The 18,750-nt window shown below is 38.5% G+C and carries 21 protein-coding genes; 14 read left to right on the forward strand and 7 right to left on the reverse strand.

The genetic code is table 11. From position 1 onward, the window contains the following. Positions 1–58: 58 nt before the first annotated feature. Positions 59–637 (reverse strand): SGNH/GDSL hydrolase family protein, encoded by a 579-nt coding sequence (locus I6N96_RS10045; RefSeq protein ID WP_209557419.1) that lies wholly within the window; start codon positions 635–637, stop codon positions 59–61. A 273-nt stretch (positions 638–910) separates the two neighbouring features. On the opposite strand from I6N96_RS10045, the gene coaA reads away from it, so the two are divergent. The 8 genes from coaA to I6N96_RS10085 all read left to right on the forward strand — a co-directional run bounded on the left by coaA (position 911) and on the right by I6N96_RS10085 (position 8,178). Then, positions 911–1,834, forward strand: a complete 924-nt coding sequence (gene coaA / locus I6N96_RS10050; protein WP_209557420.1) for a type I pantothenate kinase — start codon at positions 911–913, stop codon at positions 1,832–1,834. Between the two features lie 175 nt (positions 1,835–2,009). Further along, positions 2,010–3,566: a glutamine-hydrolyzing GMP synthase gene (gene guaA / locus I6N96_RS10055; protein ID WP_209557421.1), complete on the forward strand. Its 1,557-nt coding sequence runs from the start codon at positions 2,010–2,012 to the stop codon at positions 3,564–3,566. Between the two features lie 174 nt (positions 3,567–3,740). Beyond that, positions 3,741–4,712, forward strand: a complete 972-nt coding sequence (locus tag I6N96_RS10060; RefSeq protein WP_209557422.1) for a hypothetical protein — start codon at positions 3,741–3,743, stop codon at positions 4,710–4,712. Between the two features lie 389 nt (positions 4,713–5,101). Beyond that, the gene (locus tag I6N96_RS10065) at positions 5,102–5,419 is read left to right on the forward strand and encodes a TIGR04197 family type VII secretion effector (protein WP_209557087.1); all 318 of its coding nucleotides are present in this window, start codon (positions 5,102–5,104) and stop codon (positions 5,417–5,419) included. Continuing rightward, a complete protein-coding gene (locus tag I6N96_RS10070) occupies positions 5,416–5,778 on the forward strand; it encodes a DUF3958 family protein (protein WP_209557423.1) in 363 nt (120 codons plus the stop codon). Before I6N96_RS10065 ends, I6N96_RS10070 begins: the two co-directional genes overlap by 4 nt. Then, positions 5,768–7,468: an LXG domain-containing protein gene (locus I6N96_RS10075; RefSeq protein ID WP_209557424.1), complete on the forward strand. Its 1,701-nt coding sequence runs from the start codon at positions 5,768–5,770 to the stop codon at positions 7,466–7,468. The genes I6N96_RS10070 and I6N96_RS10075 overlap by 11 nt, the downstream gene beginning before the upstream one ends. A gap of 26 nt (positions 7,469–7,494) precedes the next feature. Then, positions 7,495–7,860, forward strand: a complete 366-nt coding sequence (locus I6N96_RS10080; RefSeq protein ID WP_209557425.1) for a hypothetical protein — start codon at positions 7,495–7,497, stop codon at positions 7,858–7,860. Next, positions 7,861–8,178: a DUF4274 domain-containing protein gene (locus tag I6N96_RS10085; protein ID WP_209557426.1), complete on the forward strand. Its 318-nt coding sequence runs from the start codon at positions 7,861–7,863 to the stop codon at positions 8,176–8,178. 385 nt (positions 8,179–8,563) lie between these two features. Here I6N96_RS10085 and I6N96_RS10090 read toward each other — a convergent pair whose 3' ends face one another. After that, the gene (locus tag I6N96_RS10090) at positions 8,564–9,319 is read right to left on the reverse strand and encodes a tRNA(His) guanylyltransferase Thg1 family protein (protein WP_209557427.1); all 756 of its coding nucleotides are present in this window, start codon (positions 9,317–9,319) and stop codon (positions 8,564–8,566) included. Further along, entirely contained in the window at positions 9,309–9,758 is a 450-nt protein-coding gene (locus I6N96_RS10095; RefSeq protein WP_209557428.1) for an AAA family ATPase, read from the reverse strand. Before I6N96_RS10095 ends, I6N96_RS10090 begins: the two co-directional genes overlap by 11 nt. Positions 9,759–10,270: 512 nt before the next feature. Between I6N96_RS10095 and I6N96_RS10100 the strand changes: the two genes are divergently transcribed. Together I6N96_RS10100 and I6N96_RS10105 are read left to right on the forward strand one after the other, a co-directional pair. Next, complete coding sequence (locus I6N96_RS10100; RefSeq protein WP_209557429.1) at positions 10,271–10,867, forward strand: TetR/AcrR family transcriptional regulator; 597 nt, start codon at positions 10,271–10,273, stop codon at positions 10,865–10,867. Positions 10,868–11,069: 202 nt separating this feature from the next. Further along, positions 11,070–11,588 (forward strand): hypothetical protein, encoded by a 519-nt coding sequence (locus tag I6N96_RS10105; protein WP_209557430.1) that lies wholly within the window; start codon positions 11,070–11,072, stop codon positions 11,586–11,588. Positions 11,589–11,753: 165 nt separating this feature from the next. Here I6N96_RS10105 and I6N96_RS10110 read toward each other — a convergent pair whose 3' ends face one another. Both I6N96_RS10110 and I6N96_RS10115 read right to left on the reverse strand, forming a co-directional pair. Further along, positions 11,754–12,548: a hypothetical protein gene (locus I6N96_RS10110; RefSeq protein WP_209557431.1), complete on the reverse strand. Its 795-nt coding sequence runs from the start codon at positions 12,546–12,548 to the stop codon at positions 11,754–11,756. A 536-nt stretch (positions 12,549–13,084) separates the two neighbouring features. Next, positions 13,085–13,246, reverse strand: a complete 162-nt coding sequence (locus I6N96_RS10115) for a hypothetical protein (protein ID WP_209557432.1) — start codon at positions 13,244–13,246, stop codon at positions 13,085–13,087. 272 nt (positions 13,247–13,518) lie between these two features. Between I6N96_RS10115 and I6N96_RS10120 the strand changes: the two genes are divergently transcribed. Together I6N96_RS10120 and I6N96_RS10125 are read left to right on the forward strand one after the other, a co-directional pair. Next, the gene (locus tag I6N96_RS10120; RefSeq protein ID WP_245186916.1) at positions 13,519–14,496 is read left to right on the forward strand and encodes a MerR family transcriptional regulator; all 978 of its coding nucleotides are present in this window, start codon (positions 13,519–13,521) and stop codon (positions 14,494–14,496) included. 386 nt (positions 14,497–14,882) lie between these two features. Beyond that, positions 14,883–15,791, forward strand: a complete 909-nt coding sequence (locus I6N96_RS10125; protein WP_209557433.1) for a DUF2268 domain-containing putative Zn-dependent protease — start codon at positions 14,883–14,885, stop codon at positions 15,789–15,791. 187 nt (positions 15,792–15,978) lie between these two features. Here the strand turns inward: I6N96_RS10125 and I6N96_RS10130 are convergent, their stop codons facing one another. Together I6N96_RS10130 and I6N96_RS10135 are read right to left on the reverse strand one after the other, a co-directional pair. Further along, positions 15,979–16,668 carry a M23 family metallopeptidase gene (locus tag I6N96_RS10130; RefSeq protein ID WP_209557434.1) on the reverse strand — a complete coding sequence of 230 codons (690 nt, stop codon included), beginning with the start codon at positions 16,666–16,668 and terminating at the stop codon, positions 15,979–15,981. A gap of 34 nt (positions 16,669–16,702) precedes the next feature. Then, positions 16,703–17,320, reverse strand: a complete 618-nt coding sequence (locus tag I6N96_RS10135; RefSeq protein ID WP_209557435.1) for a TetR/AcrR family transcriptional regulator — start codon at positions 17,318–17,320, stop codon at positions 16,703–16,705. 437 nt (positions 17,321–17,757) lie between these two features. On the opposite strand from I6N96_RS10135, the gene I6N96_RS10140 reads away from it, so the two are divergent. Beyond that, positions 17,758–18,210, forward strand: coding sequence for a hypothetical protein (locus I6N96_RS10140; protein WP_209557436.1), 453 nt, complete (start codon positions 17,758–17,760; stop codon positions 18,208–18,210). Positions 18,211–18,246: 36 nt separating this feature from the next. Further along, on the forward strand, positions 18,247–18,738 hold the full coding sequence (locus I6N96_RS10145) for a prolyl-tRNA synthetase associated domain-containing protein (protein WP_209557437.1): 492 nt from the start codon (positions 18,247–18,249) through the stop codon (positions 18,736–18,738). Positions 18,739–18,750 lie beyond the last annotated feature (12 nt).

The following is an 18,750-nucleotide window of genomic DNA, read 5'->3' on the forward strand; positions in this document are numbered from 1 at the left end:
GTTCATCTTGATTATTGTCCCACTAATCTGTTTATTCTATATCATCGCTTTTCATAAGCTACGCAACAAGTTTACCTTTTATCTCCCGAACAATCAAGGCAGCTAAAAATTCATAGCCGTATTCAGAAAAATGCAGTCCATCTGCCTGTAAAAATTCATCCACACCAGGGTAGGCACTCAGTACATGGTACATATCAACAGTTGGTACATTGTATTTTCCGCCGACTTCTTTAGCAGCAGCCACAAAGCGTTGAACCTCTTCATCTTGACGACTTGGTTGTCGCGCAGTGTCGATAAACGGCGGTGTAAACAGAATCACTTTTTCAACGCCGATTTGTTCAATCATTTGAGAAAGATTTTCCTTGTATGCCTGCACATCGATTGGATAGCTTTCAGAGCAATCATTTGCCCCAAAGAAAATCGTGACGTAATCCGGCTTTTCTGTCAGAACATCTCTTTCCAGCCTCTTCAAACCACCAGCTGAAGTATCTCCCGGAATACCGGCATTGGCAATCAAAATATCTGTAAACCCCTGTGCTGTAAGGTCATCCTTCACTAGATTCGTCAACACCGGCGAAGCAGCCTCACCTAGATATCCTGCTGTAATACTGTCTCCAAATAAAACCAATTTTGTCATACTGAACCCTCTCTTCTTCCTCACTAAAAACAGCTGCCTTTGGATGCTCAATCACTTGTTGTTTCCATCCACGACCCGACATTGATCTTGCGCTTCCTACAAGAGCACTTAAAAGAATCTTTGCCGACTGCTGAATTGACTTCTAGCTTTATGATACCACTGAGAAAAACTTTTTCCCAAACAAACATTTCTTTCACTAATTACTGTGTAGAATTACAGCTGTTTGTGTTAAAATAAGCAAAGAAAAACATGTCACTGTTGGCGGAGGATCAAATGGACGAAAAAATGAATTATTATCGTATTCCTCGTGAGGAATGGCTGGGATTCTACCGAAATGGAGAAGCCCCGATGACAGAAGAGGAATTGGAAAATATCAAAGGCTTTAACGATCAGATTTCACTGCAGGATGTAGAAGACATTTACGTTCCGCTAACTCATCTGATCCATTTGCATATGAAGGAATTTGAATCTCTGACATTAAGCAAAGGGCTGTTCTTGCATAGATATGTTCCAGTACCGCCATTCATCATCGGTATTGCCGGAAGTGTGGCTGTCGGAAAAAGTACCACTGCCCGACTACTGCAGACGATTCTGTCACGGATCTTCAAGCGCCGCAATGTACAGTTGATTACGACTGATGGTTTTCTTTATCCAAACAAAGTATTGGAAGAACGCGGCATCATGAACCGCAAGGGCTTCCCTGAAAGCTATGATATGGAAAAATTGATTGGATTCTTGAATCGGGTCAAAAACGGCGAAGATGAGATTCGTGTGCCGATGTACTCACATAGCGTGTATGACATCATTGATGGCGAATACGAGATCATCAATCAACCGGATATATTGATCGTTGAAGGGATCAACACTTTACAATTGCCTGCCAACCAACAGATTTATGTCAGTGATTTTTTTGACTTTTCTGTGTTTGTTGACGCGGATCCAAAGCTGATTGAAAAATGGTACCTGGATCGCTTCGGCGCATTGCTTGATACTGCCTTTCTTGAACCAGATAATTATTACTATCAATATGCGATCGGTAACCGTGAAGAAGCCTTTGAAATGGCAAAAGGCGTATGGAAAAGTGTGAATTTGAAGAATTTAGAAGAATATATCTTGCCTACCAGAGGACGAGCTGATATCATACTCCATAAAACGGAAAAGCATATCATCGATGAAATCTATCTACGAAAGTATTGATTTTTAAAATGACAGATGCGAAATGTGTTAAATCAATCAATAATGAAACACCATAACTTTGCTTTTAAAGAGAGCTAAAGTCGACAGAAAAAGAACGGATTCGTCTGTCCCTTTTTTATCGGCAAACATATCAGCTGCTCTTTATATAAAATTCTAATAGATAGGGGTAATAAATGTGACGAACATGTCCGAAATGACAAGCGTTGAAAAAATCATCGTTTTAGACTACGGCAGCCAGTACAACCAGCTGATCACTCGCCGTATTCGCGAATTTGGCGTCTTTTCAGAATTATTGAGCCACCGTATCACCGCTGCAGAAGTAAAAGAGATTGCACCAAAAGGGATCATCCTTTCCGGAGGACCGAATAGTGTGTATGACGAAAATGCGTTTCGTATCGATCCGGAAATCCTTGAATTAGGTATTCCGATTTTAGGTATCTGCTACGGCATGCAGCTGTTGACTTATTCTCTTGATGGAAAAGTAGAACCTGCGAAAAACCGTGAATACGGAAAAGCAGAATTAGAAGTCACTGTAAAGGATGCGGCTCTTTTCAACGGACTGCCATCTCCGCAAACAGTCTGGATGAGTCACGGCGATTTGGTCACAGAGCTTCCAACAGGCTTCGAGCTTGTTGCGACAAGTAAAGACTGCCCTATCGCTTCTATTCAAGATACAACACGTAACTTCTACGGCGTACAGTTCCATCCGGAGGTTCGCCACTCTGAATACGGCAATGATCTGCTTCGTCACTTTGCATTCGATGTCTGTAACTGTTCAGGCAACTGGTCAATGGAAAACTTCATTGATATGGAAATTGCTAAAGTACGTGAAAAAGTCGGTGACCGCAAAGTCTTGCTTGGTCTTTCCGGCGGTGTTGACTCCAGTGTCGTGGGTGTTCTTTTACAAAAAGCAATCGGCGACCAGCTGACTTGTATCTTTGTCGATCACGGCTTACTTAGAAAAGGCGAAGGCGATCAGGTAATGGATATGCTGGGTGGAAAATTCGGCTTGAACATCATCCGTGTCAATGCTCAAAAACGTTTCCTTGATAAATTAGCCGGCGTTTCTGATCCGGAAGAAAAACGTAAAATCATCGGTAATGAGTTCGTTTATGTCTTCGACGACGAAGCAACAAAACTAGACGGCATCGACTTCCTTGCACAAGGAACCCTATATACAGATGTTATCGAGAGCGGAACAGAGACAGCTCAAACCATCAAATCTCACCATAACGTAGGTGGATTACCGGAAGATATGCAGTTCGAATTGATCGAACCCTTGAATACATTATTCAAGGATGAAGTTCGTGCACTAGGAACAGAGCTTGGCATGCCTGACAATATCGTTTGGCGCCAGCCATTCCCGGGACCTGGTCTTGGTATCCGTGTCCTTGGCGAAATCACAGAAGAAAAATTGGAGATCGTCCGCAATTCAGACGCGATCCTTAGAGAAGAAATTGCCAATGCCGGCCTAGACCGCGACATCTGGCAATACTTCACAGTACTGCCAGGTATCCGCAGCGTTGGCGTTATGGGTGATGGCCGTACTTACGATTACACAGTAGGTATCCGTGCTGTGACTTCTATTGACGGCATGACCGCTGACTTTGCCCGCATCCCATGGGATGTACTGCAAAAAATCAGCGTACGTATCGTAAACGAAGTCGATCACGTCAACCGCATCGTGTATGACATTACGAGCAAACCACCAGCAACCGTGGAGTGGGAATAATATACAGGTGAATCACTCACAAACCCATTGATTTATAAGGGTTTCTGCTCCATTAAATTATTCCAGAATAATAATTTTATACAAATTTGGTACCTCGTGTAACCGCGTTTGTAACCACGAAGTCAGTCAGAAATGGCTGGCTTTTTTATCAGAGTACTTAGGAAGAAGATTGCGATGGGAAGAGATGCTCTAGTTTATATTCCAAAAGGTAATCAAAAAAAAGCGATAACTGAACAGCTTAGATTACTTAACTTCAAGAAAATAAAAGATTTTTATTATTGTGGGGATGATTTAGAATTTAAACATTATTCTGGTGTTAGATCCTGTTTTATAGAAGTCGACAACGATGAGAAAGAAGAGTATAACTTCATTCTGGCTGTTCATACACAAGCAGCTGCCAATGCTCATGACATATCTCATCAAAATTTCACATTAAAACATTTAAAAAATTATTTTAATACACATTTCCACAGTGACTATGGAAAAAATTGCTACTTTCCTTACGATGGGAATCCAAACTCCTTTGGAGCTGAAAATGGTTGTTTCTACGCAATAGACAAGCTAGAGAACAATTTCTCTACACTTAAATACTCATTAAGTAACTATCCTGATGATTCAGAGCAAGAATTGTTACTTCCTACTTTTGGTATTCCATCCCCAAGTATTTTTACTGCAAATATATACTTAACTTATCTATGCTCAATAATTGAACAGTATTTCAAACTCACTTTTATAGCTATTTTTAGATTTTCAAAAAACAAAGAACAGATACTAAAAAAAGGTAGTAGATTTTTCCCCTTTGATTTAGCTTCCATAAGTAATGGGACTTTATCTATCGAAGAAGCTTTTGCAAATACACTATCTTTCCAAAATATCAAAAAAATAAATTCAAATTTTGGAATGCTAGATTCAACATTAGATATTTCATCTTCTTTAAAAAAACTGTATATGAGAAGAAAAGAAAATTTGTATGAAGCATTGAATCGAATTTTAGAGCAACGTCATGGATTAATACATCAGATAGACATTAATTTGACTTATTCAAAATCTGACTTCCTAAAAGGTATTGATTGTATAAATACATCACTTCTCAGAGTGTATGATTACTTATGTCAAACTTACTCTTGGGAAAATCAGTTAACTTAAAATTTTTATGAATGCATTAGAAAAATTCATAAAAAAGCAAAATCTTATATTAAGCAATAAGTGAAATTGTAAAGCCAGCCGAAAAATCTGCTGGCTTTCTTATTTCTAAAATGAAATATCATAACATTCTTCTGCAGTTTCTACTAACGATGAAAGGTTTATATGCTATTCAATTATGAGGATGGCTCCCTTATATTACTTATGCAAAAAAACGAGAACATTCTTCCTTCTAATGAAAAGATTGATGAAATTCATAAGTTTGTTCAAAATTTAAAATATAAAAAAACAGTAAATTCTTACTAAAAACAAGAAAATCATTATCTGCCGCATTGTCCGGCTATTCACTCCTATGGTAAAATTTTTATGTAACATCAAAAAGGAGGTTTACCATGAGTGATGGAAAGGAAGTAAAAAGTGATTCGGCAGTTGCCGGACAAGTTGCTACAAAGATTGCTAGTTCTCTAGATGGTGCTGCCGGTGGCGGAGCAATACTGACAGACACACAAACAACCGTTGGAGGAAACCAAAATGCACAGGACGCGATCCAATCAATGTTCGGCGCCCAGAATAAAATAGTGCAGGCGATCGGGCAGGCTTCTAACAATCTGCAAAGTATTGCCAGTGAATTTGAAGCCGCAGATCAAGCGACAAGAAAATTGATTTCGTCTATTTCAATCCCCTCGCCTATAAAAGGTGTGGGAGAATGACAAAATCATTGGAAGAAATCCAACAAGAAGAACGTCAATTAGAGGTTGATTTGGAACAGGTTGACGATGAGACAAGGCACCTAAAACAAATTGAAGAAGAGTATGACGACTTCTTCTACCATACATCGATCACCTTCACAGAAATGGACGAACAATTTGAAAAAAATGACTTCAACTGGTACTTAAGCGATCGACTCGACGGATTACGTCATCAGCGATTTCATATTTTTACTGGACTGGACGAAGAACAGCAACAATTAAACAAGCAAAAACAAACGATAACAGACACGCAAAGTGAGCTTTTCTACGAACGTAAAACCACGCTTACCAAAAAGGAGGTAAGCATAAATGAACGTTAGTATGTTTGTCGGCACTTCTCAAAGTCAAGCGTCCAGTGTCTTATCAAAAAGTCAACATGATCAGCAAGCCTATGAACGTATGTTGCAGGCATTGCAGCAGTTTATTAATGAAGATCGGTTGAGTTCTACCGCCTACACAAATGCGAAGGGTTTTTACAGCGCAGTGTTGACTCCGTTGGCAAAAGCAGGTATCTTACTCTCAGAAGCCGTTGGAGAAGCTTGTCAAAAGTTCGTTCAGGACTATCAATCCAACGTAGACAGCGGCGACTTGAAATCAGATGAGCTTGAGGAAAAAATCCGCCAATTGGATATGCGCATCAGCCAGTTAGATTCAATTCGTGCGACAATTGAAGGAAAGGATTTAGCCGATAATTTCAAGATTCGCCAGTTAAATCAAAACAGTCAGGCAAAAACGCTGTTAGAGGATTCAAAAAAAGTGTTGCAGAAGAAATTAGATAAACTCTTAGAGTTTCATGGGACTTCTCCTGATATTTTTTCTGCTATTTCAGAGTTAGAATCCATCGTCAATCAGGGAGCTGCTCAAGCAGGGAGTTCATTTACCGGCAGCGGATTTTCAATTCCTACCGACCTTGGTTGGACATCAAGTGTAGCAGAGAAATGGCAAACCAGAACCGATAATATCAAGAAAAAAGAACAGGAATTCCACGAGAAGAATATCAAGGAACTTGAAAAGCATAACGTGTACGCTTGGCCTTATGAAGACCCAGAAACCAAAGAAATAAAAATCATGTGGTTTATCGACAAAGACGGCGTGAGAGTCTTTGATAAGGAACTGCAGGACTATGTTGAGAGATACGGAAAAAACTTAGAAGGCATTTATGAAGTTGTCGGATGGGATAAAATCTACGAGTTGGACCTCGCGGCAAGACGCAGAGGCGATGGGAAAAATTACCTTAATTCTAACCAGCTTCCATCAGGCTGGGAATGGCCTGGTCAAGCAGGGGCGCATGTAGAATCTGCTTACTGGATGGCAAATAAAACTGGATTACTAGATTTAGCATTGATGGCTGGACTCGCTTATGTCAATAAAAAGACAAAGGTGTCTACCTCTTCTAATGTGGCGAATGTGCTGGATGATTTGGATGATGTAGGGAAGAAAAACAGTGCTTTTGGAGACATGAGCCCGCATGATAAAGAAAGATACAATAAATTTTGGCAAGATGTAGCTGATGGGAAATCTGCCTATGAGCGTTTGGGAGTAGAAGATCCTATTAGTAAATTGAAACCTATTGGTAAAGAACCTTATGTTTTCAACCAATATAATGATGATCCAGCAAAAACAGTATTTGGTCCTGGTAAGAGTAGTGATCCTTTAAAATTCCAACAAATCATTGATGATTTATCAAATCAAGGGGTAGAATTCAACTATAAATATGATAATGCACATAAAGGCTACGCACCTAAAAGTAATTTTCGTGATTCCCAAATTACAATACCAACAGATGTTTCTTATAGTGGATTATTGCATGAACAACAACATTACTTGGACGATTTAGCTAATGGTTTCCCCGGACCAGAGTATAACTATCAAGATATTAACAGATTCAGATCTGAGTTTAATGCTTACATGAAGGAAATTCACTTAGCAGAACAGGTGGGAAATTATAAATTAGCAAATCAATTATTCGAAAATTATCTAATGGAAAGGAAAGCTTTACTTGGCTATTAAAATTGACTGTATGGGGGATAATATCGATGAAATCTTGGATAAAAATAAATAAAGAGCTACGTAATGGAATTTTTACTGAGCCTGAATTGCTGGAATACTTGTATTTGGAAAATGACAGCATACTATACAATTCATTATCAACAATTGCAAAAATCAAAACCCAAAATGAAGCAATAGTACAACGTGTTAAATGTTTGGCGAGTGGTAAAGATCCTCTTTCCGCGAAAGGAATACCTAGATCAGAAATACAGTATGTCGCTATTGCTACATTATGGTCCCTAGGAGAGAATAAAGAATTTTTTGATTTAACAGAAGATGAAATAAAAAATGTAAACGGAATTTATTACCAAAAGAGTTGGTCTAAGTCATTAGAGGATACGGAAAATCTTTGAATGAATAAAGTATGTGAATTTGAAAAAAATAAAAAAGCGAACAATTTACTTTTCAATGAAGATAGTCCTGAAGAAGTCATTCAGAAGAGAACTCAAGCTAAAGATTCTAGCGTCTTGTATTATTTTATTTGGCACTACAATTGGGACAATGGTTTGGAAATTCCTCAGGCAGTGCTTGACAATCAATATTGCGATTTATCTATTGCCTTACTTATTTTCTTTCGAGCTGACGGATTGTCTTTCTTATTAAAAGAGGATATTGACCTTCCTCATTGGTATAAATTTATAACTAGCCTTTTTGAAAGGCTAAACTCATGATATTATAAAGAGGCTAACTATGAGTTCTCACCAGAACTAACAAAAATTCAAGCATTCAAAATTAGAAAAAATTCTCCTGATTTACTTGAATTCTATTTTGAAGGAACCCAAGGTGAACAACTGGATTTAACAATTTAAAATGATAACACTTTGATAACAGTTTAAAGAAGTTCAAAGCTATCATGCCTTGCTTAACTTACTAAAAACAGCATAAAATCAATACTTCTAATTTTAATAACCTGTACTCATTATTGAGTGGGAATAATGAAAGAAACCGTGAACCCTTTACTATCAGAGGGGTTCACGGTTATTTCTTTATTTATCGATATACAACGAATCTTGAACTAAATACTTGTCTGCAGTTCCTTCACTTATTCAGCAAACTCTACTCCAAAAACTCACCAATAAATTCACTATATGCATCCTTCATTGGTAATTCATAGTCAACGAACAGCTTGCGTCGGATGGTCTTGCTGGATTCCTTGGTGACCGGATTAAATCCTACTTTCTCTTCCTGCTTCCAATAGACACCGATCCCACGTTTCTGCCATTTTGGTATCTCATTGAAATTGACGCCGTGCTGAAAAAGAAATTCATTTTTTTCACTGACGGACAGGCCTTCCAGATAACCTGTCGCTTTTGCAACACTAGCTCCTTGCTTTCTTTGAAGCCAATAGCAGTGTGCATTCAAGGCGTTACGATTGGCATCTTCATTACGCCAGCGAAAATAATCGATTACTGCGTTTTTTGTAGGTAGTTCCGAAATTCGGCAGTCAAAGGCACCGATTGAGCCTAAAAGCAGGGAGAATTTAGCACTAGCTTCACCTGCTAGAATGGAATTGTATTTCCTTGTTTTTCGGCTGAAAGCAGCTTCATTCAGGCTGAATAATAACGAGATTTCGTCACTTTCTGTATAGCCATAGATGACATGAAAGCCGCAATTCATCAAATGCTTCACTGTTTCTACCATGTAGTCACGAAAACGTACATCGAATGGTGCTTCGAATTTTTCCCGATCCTTCGTTAATGTTGTGAAGTTGCGGCCATCAATACGAGCAACCATATACATTTCCGGTAAAACAATGTGATCCTGATTCGTTTCATAAATTCGCATTTTAGCATCTAACTCACTAAACTTCATTTTCCCACTCCTTTATACTAAATGCTTGATCTGCTGTCTGCGTAACATAATAAAGCTCTGAAAAGCCTTCATCAAAGCTAGGTAATTCAAGCTTGGCGGCAGTAGCCTTTAATGCAATTTCTGGTAAATGCGCCTTTCCCGTTCGTTGCTGGTTTCGCTTTAAGCAGTCTGTTAACTTTGATTGAAAATAGTAGCCAATAAAAGTGACATCTGCTCGATCAAGAAGTTCGAAATAGCGTTGACGATCAAGCTTAGTCGGGTTGGTATTATCGATCACTACGGATTGGCTGATTTCTAGACAAGTCAGCAATAGCCGTTTCTCCTTGTTGCGGGTGTGCAGCATGTCTAAGTTTACTCGTAAATGACTATCTGAAAAATGCTCCTTATAAAAGGTGCTTTTCCCGCTGGCTTGAAGCCCCATCAGTAAAATAACTTCCATTGGTCTACCTCCCTTTTTATTTATAAAATAGTATAACTTAGGCGTTTAGGCAAAACAACCTCAGTAAATGTTGCGTTTAGGCAAAATTACTAGAAGAACAGCAAGCGAGTTGTTCACATTCATATTCAGCAGTAATTGGATTGCATTGAGCATTTGGGCTCCCTTCAGCATCTATACCGGGATCGGCTCATTCACATTATTAAGTGCAGCACTGACTGTTGCTGCATATACCCTCAGTATCCATCCGAAAAAATAGGATCAAATAGATTTTCTATCTAGCTATGACCATGTTTATAACCACGAAGTCAGCCAGAAATGGTTGGCTTTTTTATAAAATAAAAGAGCATTTAGAATCATGGCTGGAAATAAACGAAAAGAACAAAGCTTATGTCAGCTCCTAATTACGTTAGATGCAAGATTATGCGCTGAGAGCAAATCTTAATTTTACCTTGTCCTACGAATTATTTATCGGTATACTAAAATCTCAAAGATGGTAGAGAAGGAATACTAGCATGCAAATGAAACGGGTTATACAAAATGCAGTCATAGAACTGGTAAAAGAAAAGCAGATTGATAAAATCAGCACGACAGAGATTGCTAAACGAGCCTTTATCAGTCGGATCACATTCTATAATTATTACGCAAATAAATATGAAGTGATTGAATCATTATTAGAAGAAATTATCGAAACCTTTAAACAGATTCAAAAAAAGAATGCTGCTTTTTTATTGACGATAGATATGGAATCAAAGTCAGAAATAACTGATCGCTTATTACCAAATGTATTAGAGATTACTGGTTATTTTTACGAACAGAAAGAGACAATAGAAATGCTGATGAATAAAAATAGCGGTGTAGCGTTAATGGATGAGCTATATGCTGTCTATTTCAATCATTTTATCCACGTGTTGCCGACTATCTTTTATGTGAAATTTTCTAAACGAGATTTGGATTACTACGCTTCATATATGACAAAGGGAGTAGCTATAATTATAGAAAAGTGGTTTCAAGAAGGATTCCAGCAACCTGCAGCATTCATTTCAGACAGCATCCTAAAAATGTTGAGCGATTCTTTAAACAGCTTGTATAAAAATTCAAAACAGATTTAGAGTACTCACTAATTGGTGAGAATTAATCATAGTGTTTCTTAATAACAATAGACAAATGAGTGTTAAGTGTAAATGAATTTCACCTGCCAATAAAGTATCATTAATCTATAGAATAGTTGCTATTTATCAAGGGTAATCTGACCTGTGAATAGCATCTTTTTAATAGACAATGAATGAATTTTGGGAAAAAGGGGAAATCAACGTGAAGAAAAAATTATTTGTAGGGTTCTTGTTAACACTATTGACTATCGGAATGGCAGGTTGTGGAGCAAGCAATGATGCGAGCAAAGATGCAAATAGCGCGGCCGGCAGCAGTGAAACAGAAAAAGCGTCAGCAGAAGATTTTGTTGCACTTACTGAGGTATATTTCGAGAAGCAGCAGGCATTGATGATGAAGCAGTCAGAAGGGCAATCGGATGATTTTGAGATGGTAAGTCAGCATGCCAAGGATGTCATTAATTCCGACGAGTACAAGGCTTGGGAAACAGAAGCTAAAAAAATGGATGACTTTCAATTTGATGCAAATGAAGAAAAAGTAAAAGAGCTTACTGAGCTACAGACTGCGTTGAAAGAATATAATGAAATTCAAGCAGATTATTTTAACAAGTTAGCAGAAGCTGAAGATAAAGATGCGTATAATCAAGTGAATACGGATTTAGCAGATAAACTAGATGCCTCACAAAATAAATTTATTGAGTTGATGAATACGATTGAGTTATAAGGAGTTCTGCACCATTGAATTATTCCAGTTGACTTTTTGAATAATTCTTTACTTCAAAAATTCTTGATCAATAAAGACCACATAAGAGTGATATGCCTCTTGCATATCTTCTTATGTGGCCTTTTTATTTTCTATCGTTCCTAAATTTTTTCATTATCAAATGACTTAGTTAGGTGTTTTTTCAATTGTCCATACCAACGTAGTCGTATAACTCCCATCACTTGGTATTACCGTGTCATTATTGATTGCTAAAGAGATATTGCTCTCTTTGTAGCTCTTCTTCTCTTCTCCAGGCATAGAAACGCTATCGTCAAATGGTCTGTAGCCATTTGCATCTGTTCCAGGAACATTAAACGGTGATAGCCAGTGCTCTCCTAAAGCAGCGTCTCCTCTATAGTCAGCGATAAGAGTGGATGCTCCTGCTGAAATTTCAGCAGATTCCGCCAACCAGTATTTATTGGCTTCTCCAAGAGTTCTCGTACGATTTACCCCTTTGAAGTCTATGCTGTCATGAAAATCACCAAAATAGAGGTACTCGCCCGCAATTTCTTTCCCTGTTACAGTATTCGTGAAGGCCGTTCTAGACAATGTTACTTTAAAATCAGAAGCAGCACTTTCATAATTGTAAATCCTGATCATATAATCCTTTTCATCAAACCATGGCTCTGGATCGATCACTGGATTTGAGCCATCATAAGGGTTAGGTAAAAACGTGGAACTTTTTTGATCCGGAGCACTGATTGAATCAATAACGACTGTTGGATTGACATATCCTTCAGTGTTTTCGCCCCACTTCCCTAAATCAAAAGTTAGCAATGGACTTCCTGATGGTCGAATACCGAATCCACCTGTTTCAACAACTGCGTCTAAATTTTGTTCCGCTGATTCTGCGAAACCTAACGTAGGAAATAATACGATCCCACTAAAACATACCCCTAAAGCAATTAACCTTTTTTGCATTTCATTTCCTCCTTTTTAACACCTTGTAATAATTATACATTACCTATAGGATAATTCCCATATACTTTTTAGAATTTTTATCTACTTCATCTCGATTTAAAAATATTTTATCGTTAAAGCAGTTGGATGAATTCCATGATTAAATGCACATTGATTCGACTTTGGGCCAATCGGCTTTTGAAGCACCAGCTGTTCCTCTCTTTCTATCACCTCCCACTACAGTTTATTAAACTTTATACAACCATCACAAAAAAACCTTTATACAAAGGATTTCACAGCAATTTTTAGTTAGTTCAACAAATTGAAATTGTCGGTATTGATGCATGTATCTTTTAATTTTCGGTATATTGTCTTATTATAGGTCGTTTTTTATAGATATTTTCACAAGAAATCATTTCTCATTTCGTTCTTTTTATTTTTTCGAAATACATAAAAAATGTCAACAGTATGAGGAGTATTTCTAAAAGAGCAGTGTTGCTATTTGTCGTACTACTTGTATTATGCTGTGATCGTTACTGTTGTCATTATTACTGATACTATTTTTTCCCAGTAGTATTGGTCGACTCGATTGGTGCATTTTCCTTCGCAACTTCCTTCTTATTTGACTCACTTTTCTTCACAGAGAATTTGAATGGTGTAGCTACCAGTAAAATTGGTCTGCAGTAACTAGCTTTTTCAACAACAATCGTTCTTTCCATTTTCTATCAGAATGATACACTTATGTAGAATAAGACACATTGCTGAAATACACCATAGCACCCTCGAAGGAATAGAACACATCTATCTTCAGTACCATATAAATCTTGTCAGAGGATTTCTTTAGCTTTTAACTGTAGCAAAGATAAAGGGACAATAGCGCATTCCGCCTCTTTCATCGTATGATAATCAGAATATTAGAAAACGCCTTGACTCTTCCTTTAGGGAAGCGTTTATAATTTCGTATGTAGCATAAAAAGAAGGGACGAGATAAATGATGGATAACCTGATAAAAATTAGAGACATTTCAAGCCAGTATGATGTGACAGCCCGTACACTGCGCTATTATGAAGATATGGGCTTGCTGAACAGCATTCGAAGCGAGGAGGTGTCCTACCGCTTATATGACGAGAACGCGGTAAGACGACTTGAGCAAATACTCATCTTACGTAAATTGAACATCAGCATAAAGGACATCCAGCGTATCTTCAAAGCTTCTGGTTCGGAAGTAGTTTTAGACGTGCTGGGGAAAAAAGTAGATAACATTGATGAAGAAGTATCTCTGCTGCATGAACTGAAGGGCATTGTACTGGATTTCATAAAGGACATCGAAAAAGTAAACTTCACTGACGATTCCGATATCAAGCAGTTGTATGACAAGGCGAAGGAAATTGAGACGCAGGTGACCAATATTGACTATATCGGAAAACCCTCCAATGTGAATCGCTTGATTGAAATAACGGATAAGCTGGACAAAAAGGTGCCTGACGTGATGGTTGTAAGAATCCCTGAATTCAAAGCTGTGACTTCCGGACTGCACTCGTGGGAAGAAATCTTCAAACCCGGTGGCTATATGTTCCAACTATGGCAGTATTTCCACTTGTTTAAGCCGATATTTTTTGACTGTCTGGATTTTGCCTTGCCAAAGGACGATAAAGGCGAGATGATTTGTGCAGTGAAGGACGGTGTCACATCAGCGGATGTTGGTCCATTTGAATTGATTGACTTCCCGGGTGGATTATATGCAATGGCGGTCAGCATAGACGAAGATGACGAAAGTATTCAAAAGGTACATGATAAGATCAGCAAATGGGTCGAAAGTACAAATTTTGAAGTTGATAACAGCCGCAGTTTCATGTTCAATATGCCGTTTTTAGATGAAGAAAACGAGTACAACAACGACATTGAAAGAGGACTTGGCTACAAGCAAATGCAGCGCTATGTTCCAATCAAGCTGAAGGATGGAATATAGACACAGCCGCATGCAACTACTACTTACTATGCCCCTATTCTTTCGAAAACAAACAGTGAGTGGGACAACAATCTGTTCCCACTCTTTTTCATACCTTAAATCTGAATAAACGGCGAGTTAGAAGTAGCTGCTACGGCAATAAGCCGGAATTCAACAAAAATTTGTGGAATAATTTTCGTAAATTTCGGCTTATCGCTTTGATTCACTGTGATTGCTTACAAAGTAAGCAGAGCAGGTGCTGAAAAGTACCTACCTGATGCTTGTAGCTAAACACTTCTGTCTCCGCCTCCTTTTTACTCAGCAATAAAAGAGGGATTTCTCTCAAATTTCTTGTTGACATTCACGTCGCGTAAACGCTTAGCCTTACAAATAAGGAGGCGTTAGATATGAATGAAATACGTATAAAAACAGTAGATACTCTGTCATTTTATAAAAAATGTACTCAAGGAAACAGTAACGAAGAGAACTATCGCTACGAATTGATGAAGCCCTTAGAGAAGATGTGGCAGTATCTTAATGCGCCCATGACACCAAAATCTCCGGGTGGTTACGACGTTGTGATGGCATCAGAAATGATGGGTATCTGGACACCACGAAAAGATGTTCAGCTCATCGAAGGAAAGATAGATGAGTTAAAGCAAACCGGGATCTTCGAAGACTGCGACCATGTGATCACAACAGGGATTCAGCGATTTACTGAATCAGGCTACCTCATCCCACTCGAAGAATTTACAGTAACTATTTTATTAGGCGATCCGGAAAACAAAATTCTAATGGCCAGTGAGGGCTACAGCGGTTTCGGAGGAATACCAGGATATATGATGCTGCTTGTCTATCCTAATGACTTTAACAAGACCAGATTAAAGTCCGCTTTAGCCCACGAGTTCAACCATAACATTCGATTCACCTATGAACCCTTTAACCATGGAGATGTCAGTGTGGAGGAATATTTAGTCATTGAAGGCTTGGCAGAAGTATTCGCTGAACAACTTTACGGAATTGAACATCGTGGACCTTGGGTACAGGATTATGATGACGAAGAGATGGCTTACACGATTGAAGTCATAAAGGAAGGACGTGAAGCAAAAGGCTTCGATCAGGTAGCTGCCTATATGTACGGAGACGAAGTGGCACGTGAACAGGGGTATTCGCCTGTTGGTTTATCACGAAATGCCGGCTATACGATTGGCTATCATATTGTGAAAGAGTACCTGAAGAATACTGGACAAACCATTGAACAAGCAACGTTAACACCTTCTAAAATCATTGTGGAAGATTCACATGTCTTTGCTTAGTTCTCTCCTGTAACTCTTTTTTTAAACGAAGCACGGAGAAAAGCTTTACACCGCCATTGCTTAGTTGATTGTCTTCAAAGCGAGTATTTTTTTGAAAAAAAACAGAAGTATAGAAAACCGTTGGTTGAAAAAGGGTTTCGGTACTTCTGCTTCGTCTTACTCTTATTCGAATCAGAGCAGTTGATTCTTATTCTTTTATAAACCTGATTCTGTCATCTGCGTCCGGCATTTGATCATAGACTGTTTGCCATGTATTCTTTTGATAAATCTCGTATTTTTCAAACCGGCAGGGAATCCCCTTGGCATTTGCTATGTCGCTGCTATCCATGACTTGAAAGTGCAGATGCGGCGATGTTGAATTACCTGAATGACCCACTCTTCCCAAAAAAGTTCCTTTTTTGATTTTCTCATTAGGAGCTACAGCGATAGAATCGGTTTGCAGATGAACAAAGGCGATATAGACATCCTCCGCACACTTCATCACGAGATAGTTGCCCGCGATTTGACTGTACTTATCCCTTCTTTCATTAAATGTTGCTGCGTTCTTTATGGCAATCGCCGAATCTACAAGCCAGTGAACCGTTTTCCGTTCAGGAATACCATCTGTTACCGTTAGAATTTCACCATCACAAGGAGCGAATATTTCCTGTCCCCAGCAGTAACAGGCCTCTAAAGGAACGCCTATCAACAAGTAACGTAACGAACTGAGTCGATGGAACGGCTTTTTATTCTGCTCCCAATCAACCTGTAAAAAATCAAATGCATACCTCAATCCCATCCGATTTGTTCCATGACTGGGTACTTGTTTCGCCGGAGTAGTTGGTGCCTGCCATTCTCCACGCAATGGGAACTCAATTGTTACTGCCCTTTCCTTCATAATGGAGCGCCTCCCTTATCATACTAATCCCATGTTACGCATAAAAAACTTCCATCAGGTCAGCAAAATAGTTGTCGATTTTACGAATGATCCCATGATAATCGACCTCTTTGTATTCAAGACTTCGCATATCCTCAATAAGCTGATTCGTAAAACCGATGTTTCCCCAGAAAATCAACTGTTTACAGCTATCAATATTGAGTATTTCCTTAAATTTAGTTTCATCGATTGCATGAAACAACGTCTCAAAGCAGATGGCTTCCTTTTGATTTGCTTTTTCCTTCATACTTTTATTTACTTGTTCTGATTTCGTCAGATCGGACAAGTTATTAAAATCTAAAATCCACGGATTCTTTTTTAGCAAATTGATTTGCAGCAAGTACGACTGACGCAGCTTTTTAAAGATATCCTTCTCTGTAAAATCCATTTTACTCAGATATTCTCTATCGATTGCTTCTTGACAATAATCCATCAGAAAAAGAAACAGTTCCTCTTTGCTATGAACATAGTGAAACATCAATGCTTTGGAGATACACGCATTTTTAGCAATTGTATTCGTTGAGGCGTCATCATACCCCTTGACAGCAAACTCCTTTAAAGCCGAGTTTAACAGTGCCTGTCTTCTTTCCTCATCCAATTTCGAAAGATTCAAACCTACCTCTCCTTCTGTTATATACATAATCAAATAGTCTAAAAGCCTTAATTTACCTAACAGGTCAACATCAGTCTACCACCATTTACCTAACAGGTCAAACATACGTGAAGCCCATTATAATAGGCTCACATTCTTCCAAAATTTATCTACTTTGATTATTGCATGAATCCCAGCTAGGCAATTCAAAAAATCGATCTTCACTAACACATAGAGCCCATACTTAAATAGGGCTGTACCTACTTCTGCTTAAGAATTGACGATTTTTTCTATCTGACCTCTGAATTCATCCAGCGATTCTCTATTTACCTCTTCCTTTTTTCCCAATCTTCAGTATACTTATTAGCAAATAACCGCCGAATAGAAAGGTGACAGAGTTAAGACTACTTTAAATATAGGACGGAACATAAAGTCTGTTTTTAGGAGGGATCGGATACGTGAAAAAAATCAATGTCCGTAAAGGAATCAAAATTTTCTTTGCCATTTGGCTTTCACTCGTTGAACTAATGATTTGTGTAGGAATAATTCTTTTAAGTACATCGAACAACTATAGTATAGTCAACACACTAGCATATGTTGCGCTCTTTCTTACCGTTTTCAATTCTTTCTTGTTTTTCTTTTTAGGCGGCTTCGTCAAAGAACTTACCTTTACAGAGGATCATATAGAAATCAAGCAATTTCGAAGGAAGCATTCATCGTTATATTCATATGGAGAATATACATTCAATGCAATAACACGGGTAAATGGACAGGGTAGTAATCGGAGCACTAACTATTATCTGAATATAGAAAATCAGCAGAGCGGTAAAAAGAAAAGCTATAGAATAGGGCTGCTCACACAAAAGCAAAGAGAGGAAATCAATCACTTAGACTACAGAGATAGCAACTGACCGTAACACGAGGTTTGATAAGAAGAGGTGACAAGGATGAATGAGCAATACAAAAAAGTAAAAGAGATGCTGGAACAACTCGCTGTTCCTTTTGACTGCGTGGAGCATCCCCCTGTATTCACGACGGAAGAAGCAGACCACTACATTGAAGGTCTTGAGGGCGTTCGGACAAAATCCATGTTTCTAACCAATAAAAAGAAGACGGCCTTTTATCTGCTGATCATGGATGATGCACAGCGCCTTGATATGGACGCATTCAAGACAATCGTTGGTGCGAACCGCATCAAAATGGCTTCTGCTGAAAGTCTCATGGAAAAACTCCAACTGACACCTGGCTCTGTCTCCATTTTCGGCTTGCTGAACAATGGAGAAAAAGATGTTCACGTATATTTCGCAAAGGATATCTTAGCTGAAAAGAGGATGAGCTTTCACCCAAATGACAACACAAAGACGATCCTTCTTGACACACAGGATGTCCTTCGATTCGTAGAAGCACTCGGCTATACCTATGGCGTTGCAGATCTATAAATTAGAAAATCC

This window comes from Enterococcus larvae, assembly GCF_017830045.1.
GTDB lineage: Bacteria > Bacillota > Bacilli > Lactobacillales > Enterococcaceae > Enterococcus_L > Enterococcus_L larvae.

Excerpts from the sequence above, each read along its gene's own strand:
- I6N96_RS10115 (WP_209557432.1), bottom strand. The coding sequence starts at position 13,246 with ATGGAAAGAACGATTGTTGTTGAAAAAGCTAGTTACTGCAGACCAATT.
- I6N96_RS10085 (WP_209557426.1), top strand. The coding sequence starts at position 7,861 with ATGAATAAAGTATGTGAATTTGAAAAAAATAAAAAAGCGAACAATTTA.
- I6N96_RS10095 (WP_209557428.1), bottom strand. The coding sequence starts at position 9,758 with ATGGAAGTTATTTTACTGATGGGGCTTCAAGCCAGCGGGAAAAGCACC.
- I6N96_RS10100 (WP_209557429.1), top strand. The coding sequence starts at position 10,271 with ATGCAAATGAAACGGGTTATACAAAATGCAGTCATAGAACTGGTAAAA.
- I6N96_RS10075 (WP_209557424.1), top strand. The coding sequence starts at position 5,768 with ATGAACGTTAGTATGTTTGTCGGCACTTCTCAAAGTCAAGCGTCCAGT.
- I6N96_RS10125 (WP_209557433.1), top strand. The coding sequence starts at position 14,883 with ATGAATGAAATACGTATAAAAACAGTAGATACTCTGTCATTTTATAAA.
- I6N96_RS10110 (WP_209557431.1), bottom strand. The coding sequence starts at position 12,548 with ATGCAAAAAAGGTTAATTGCTTTAGGGGTATGTTTTAGTGGGATCGTA.
- I6N96_RS10145 (WP_209557437.1), top strand. The coding sequence starts at position 18,247 with ATGAATGAGCAATACAAAAAAGTAAAAGAGATGCTGGAACAACTCGCT.
- I6N96_RS10080 (WP_209557425.1), top strand. The coding sequence starts at position 7,495 with ATGAAATCTTGGATAAAAATAAATAAAGAGCTACGTAATGGAATTTTT.
- I6N96_RS10065 (WP_209557087.1), top strand. The coding sequence starts at position 5,102 with ATGAGTGATGGAAAGGAAGTAAAAAGTGATTCGGCAGTTGCCGGACAA.
- I6N96_RS10120 (WP_245186916.1), top strand. The coding sequence starts at position 13,519 with ATGATGGATAACCTGATAAAAATTAGAGACATTTCAAGCCAGTATGAT.
- I6N96_RS10060 (WP_209557422.1), top strand. The coding sequence starts at position 3,741 with ATGGGAAGAGATGCTCTAGTTTATATTCCAAAAGGTAATCAAAAAAAA.
- I6N96_RS10070 (WP_209557423.1), top strand. The coding sequence starts at position 5,416 with ATGACAAAATCATTGGAAGAAATCCAACAAGAAGAACGTCAATTAGAG.
- I6N96_RS10130 (WP_209557434.1), bottom strand. The coding sequence starts at position 16,668 with ATGAAGGAAAGGGCAGTAACAATTGAGTTCCCATTGCGTGGAGAATGG.
- I6N96_RS10090 (WP_209557427.1), bottom strand. The coding sequence starts at position 9,319 with ATGAAGTTTAGTGAGTTAGATGCTAAAATGCGAATTTATGAAACGAAT.
- coaA (WP_209557420.1), top strand. The coding sequence starts at position 911 with ATGGACGAAAAAATGAATTATTATCGTATTCCTCGTGAGGAATGGCTG.
- I6N96_RS10045 (WP_209557419.1), bottom strand. The coding sequence starts at position 637 with ATGACAAAATTGGTTTTATTTGGAGACAGTATTACAGCAGGATATCTA.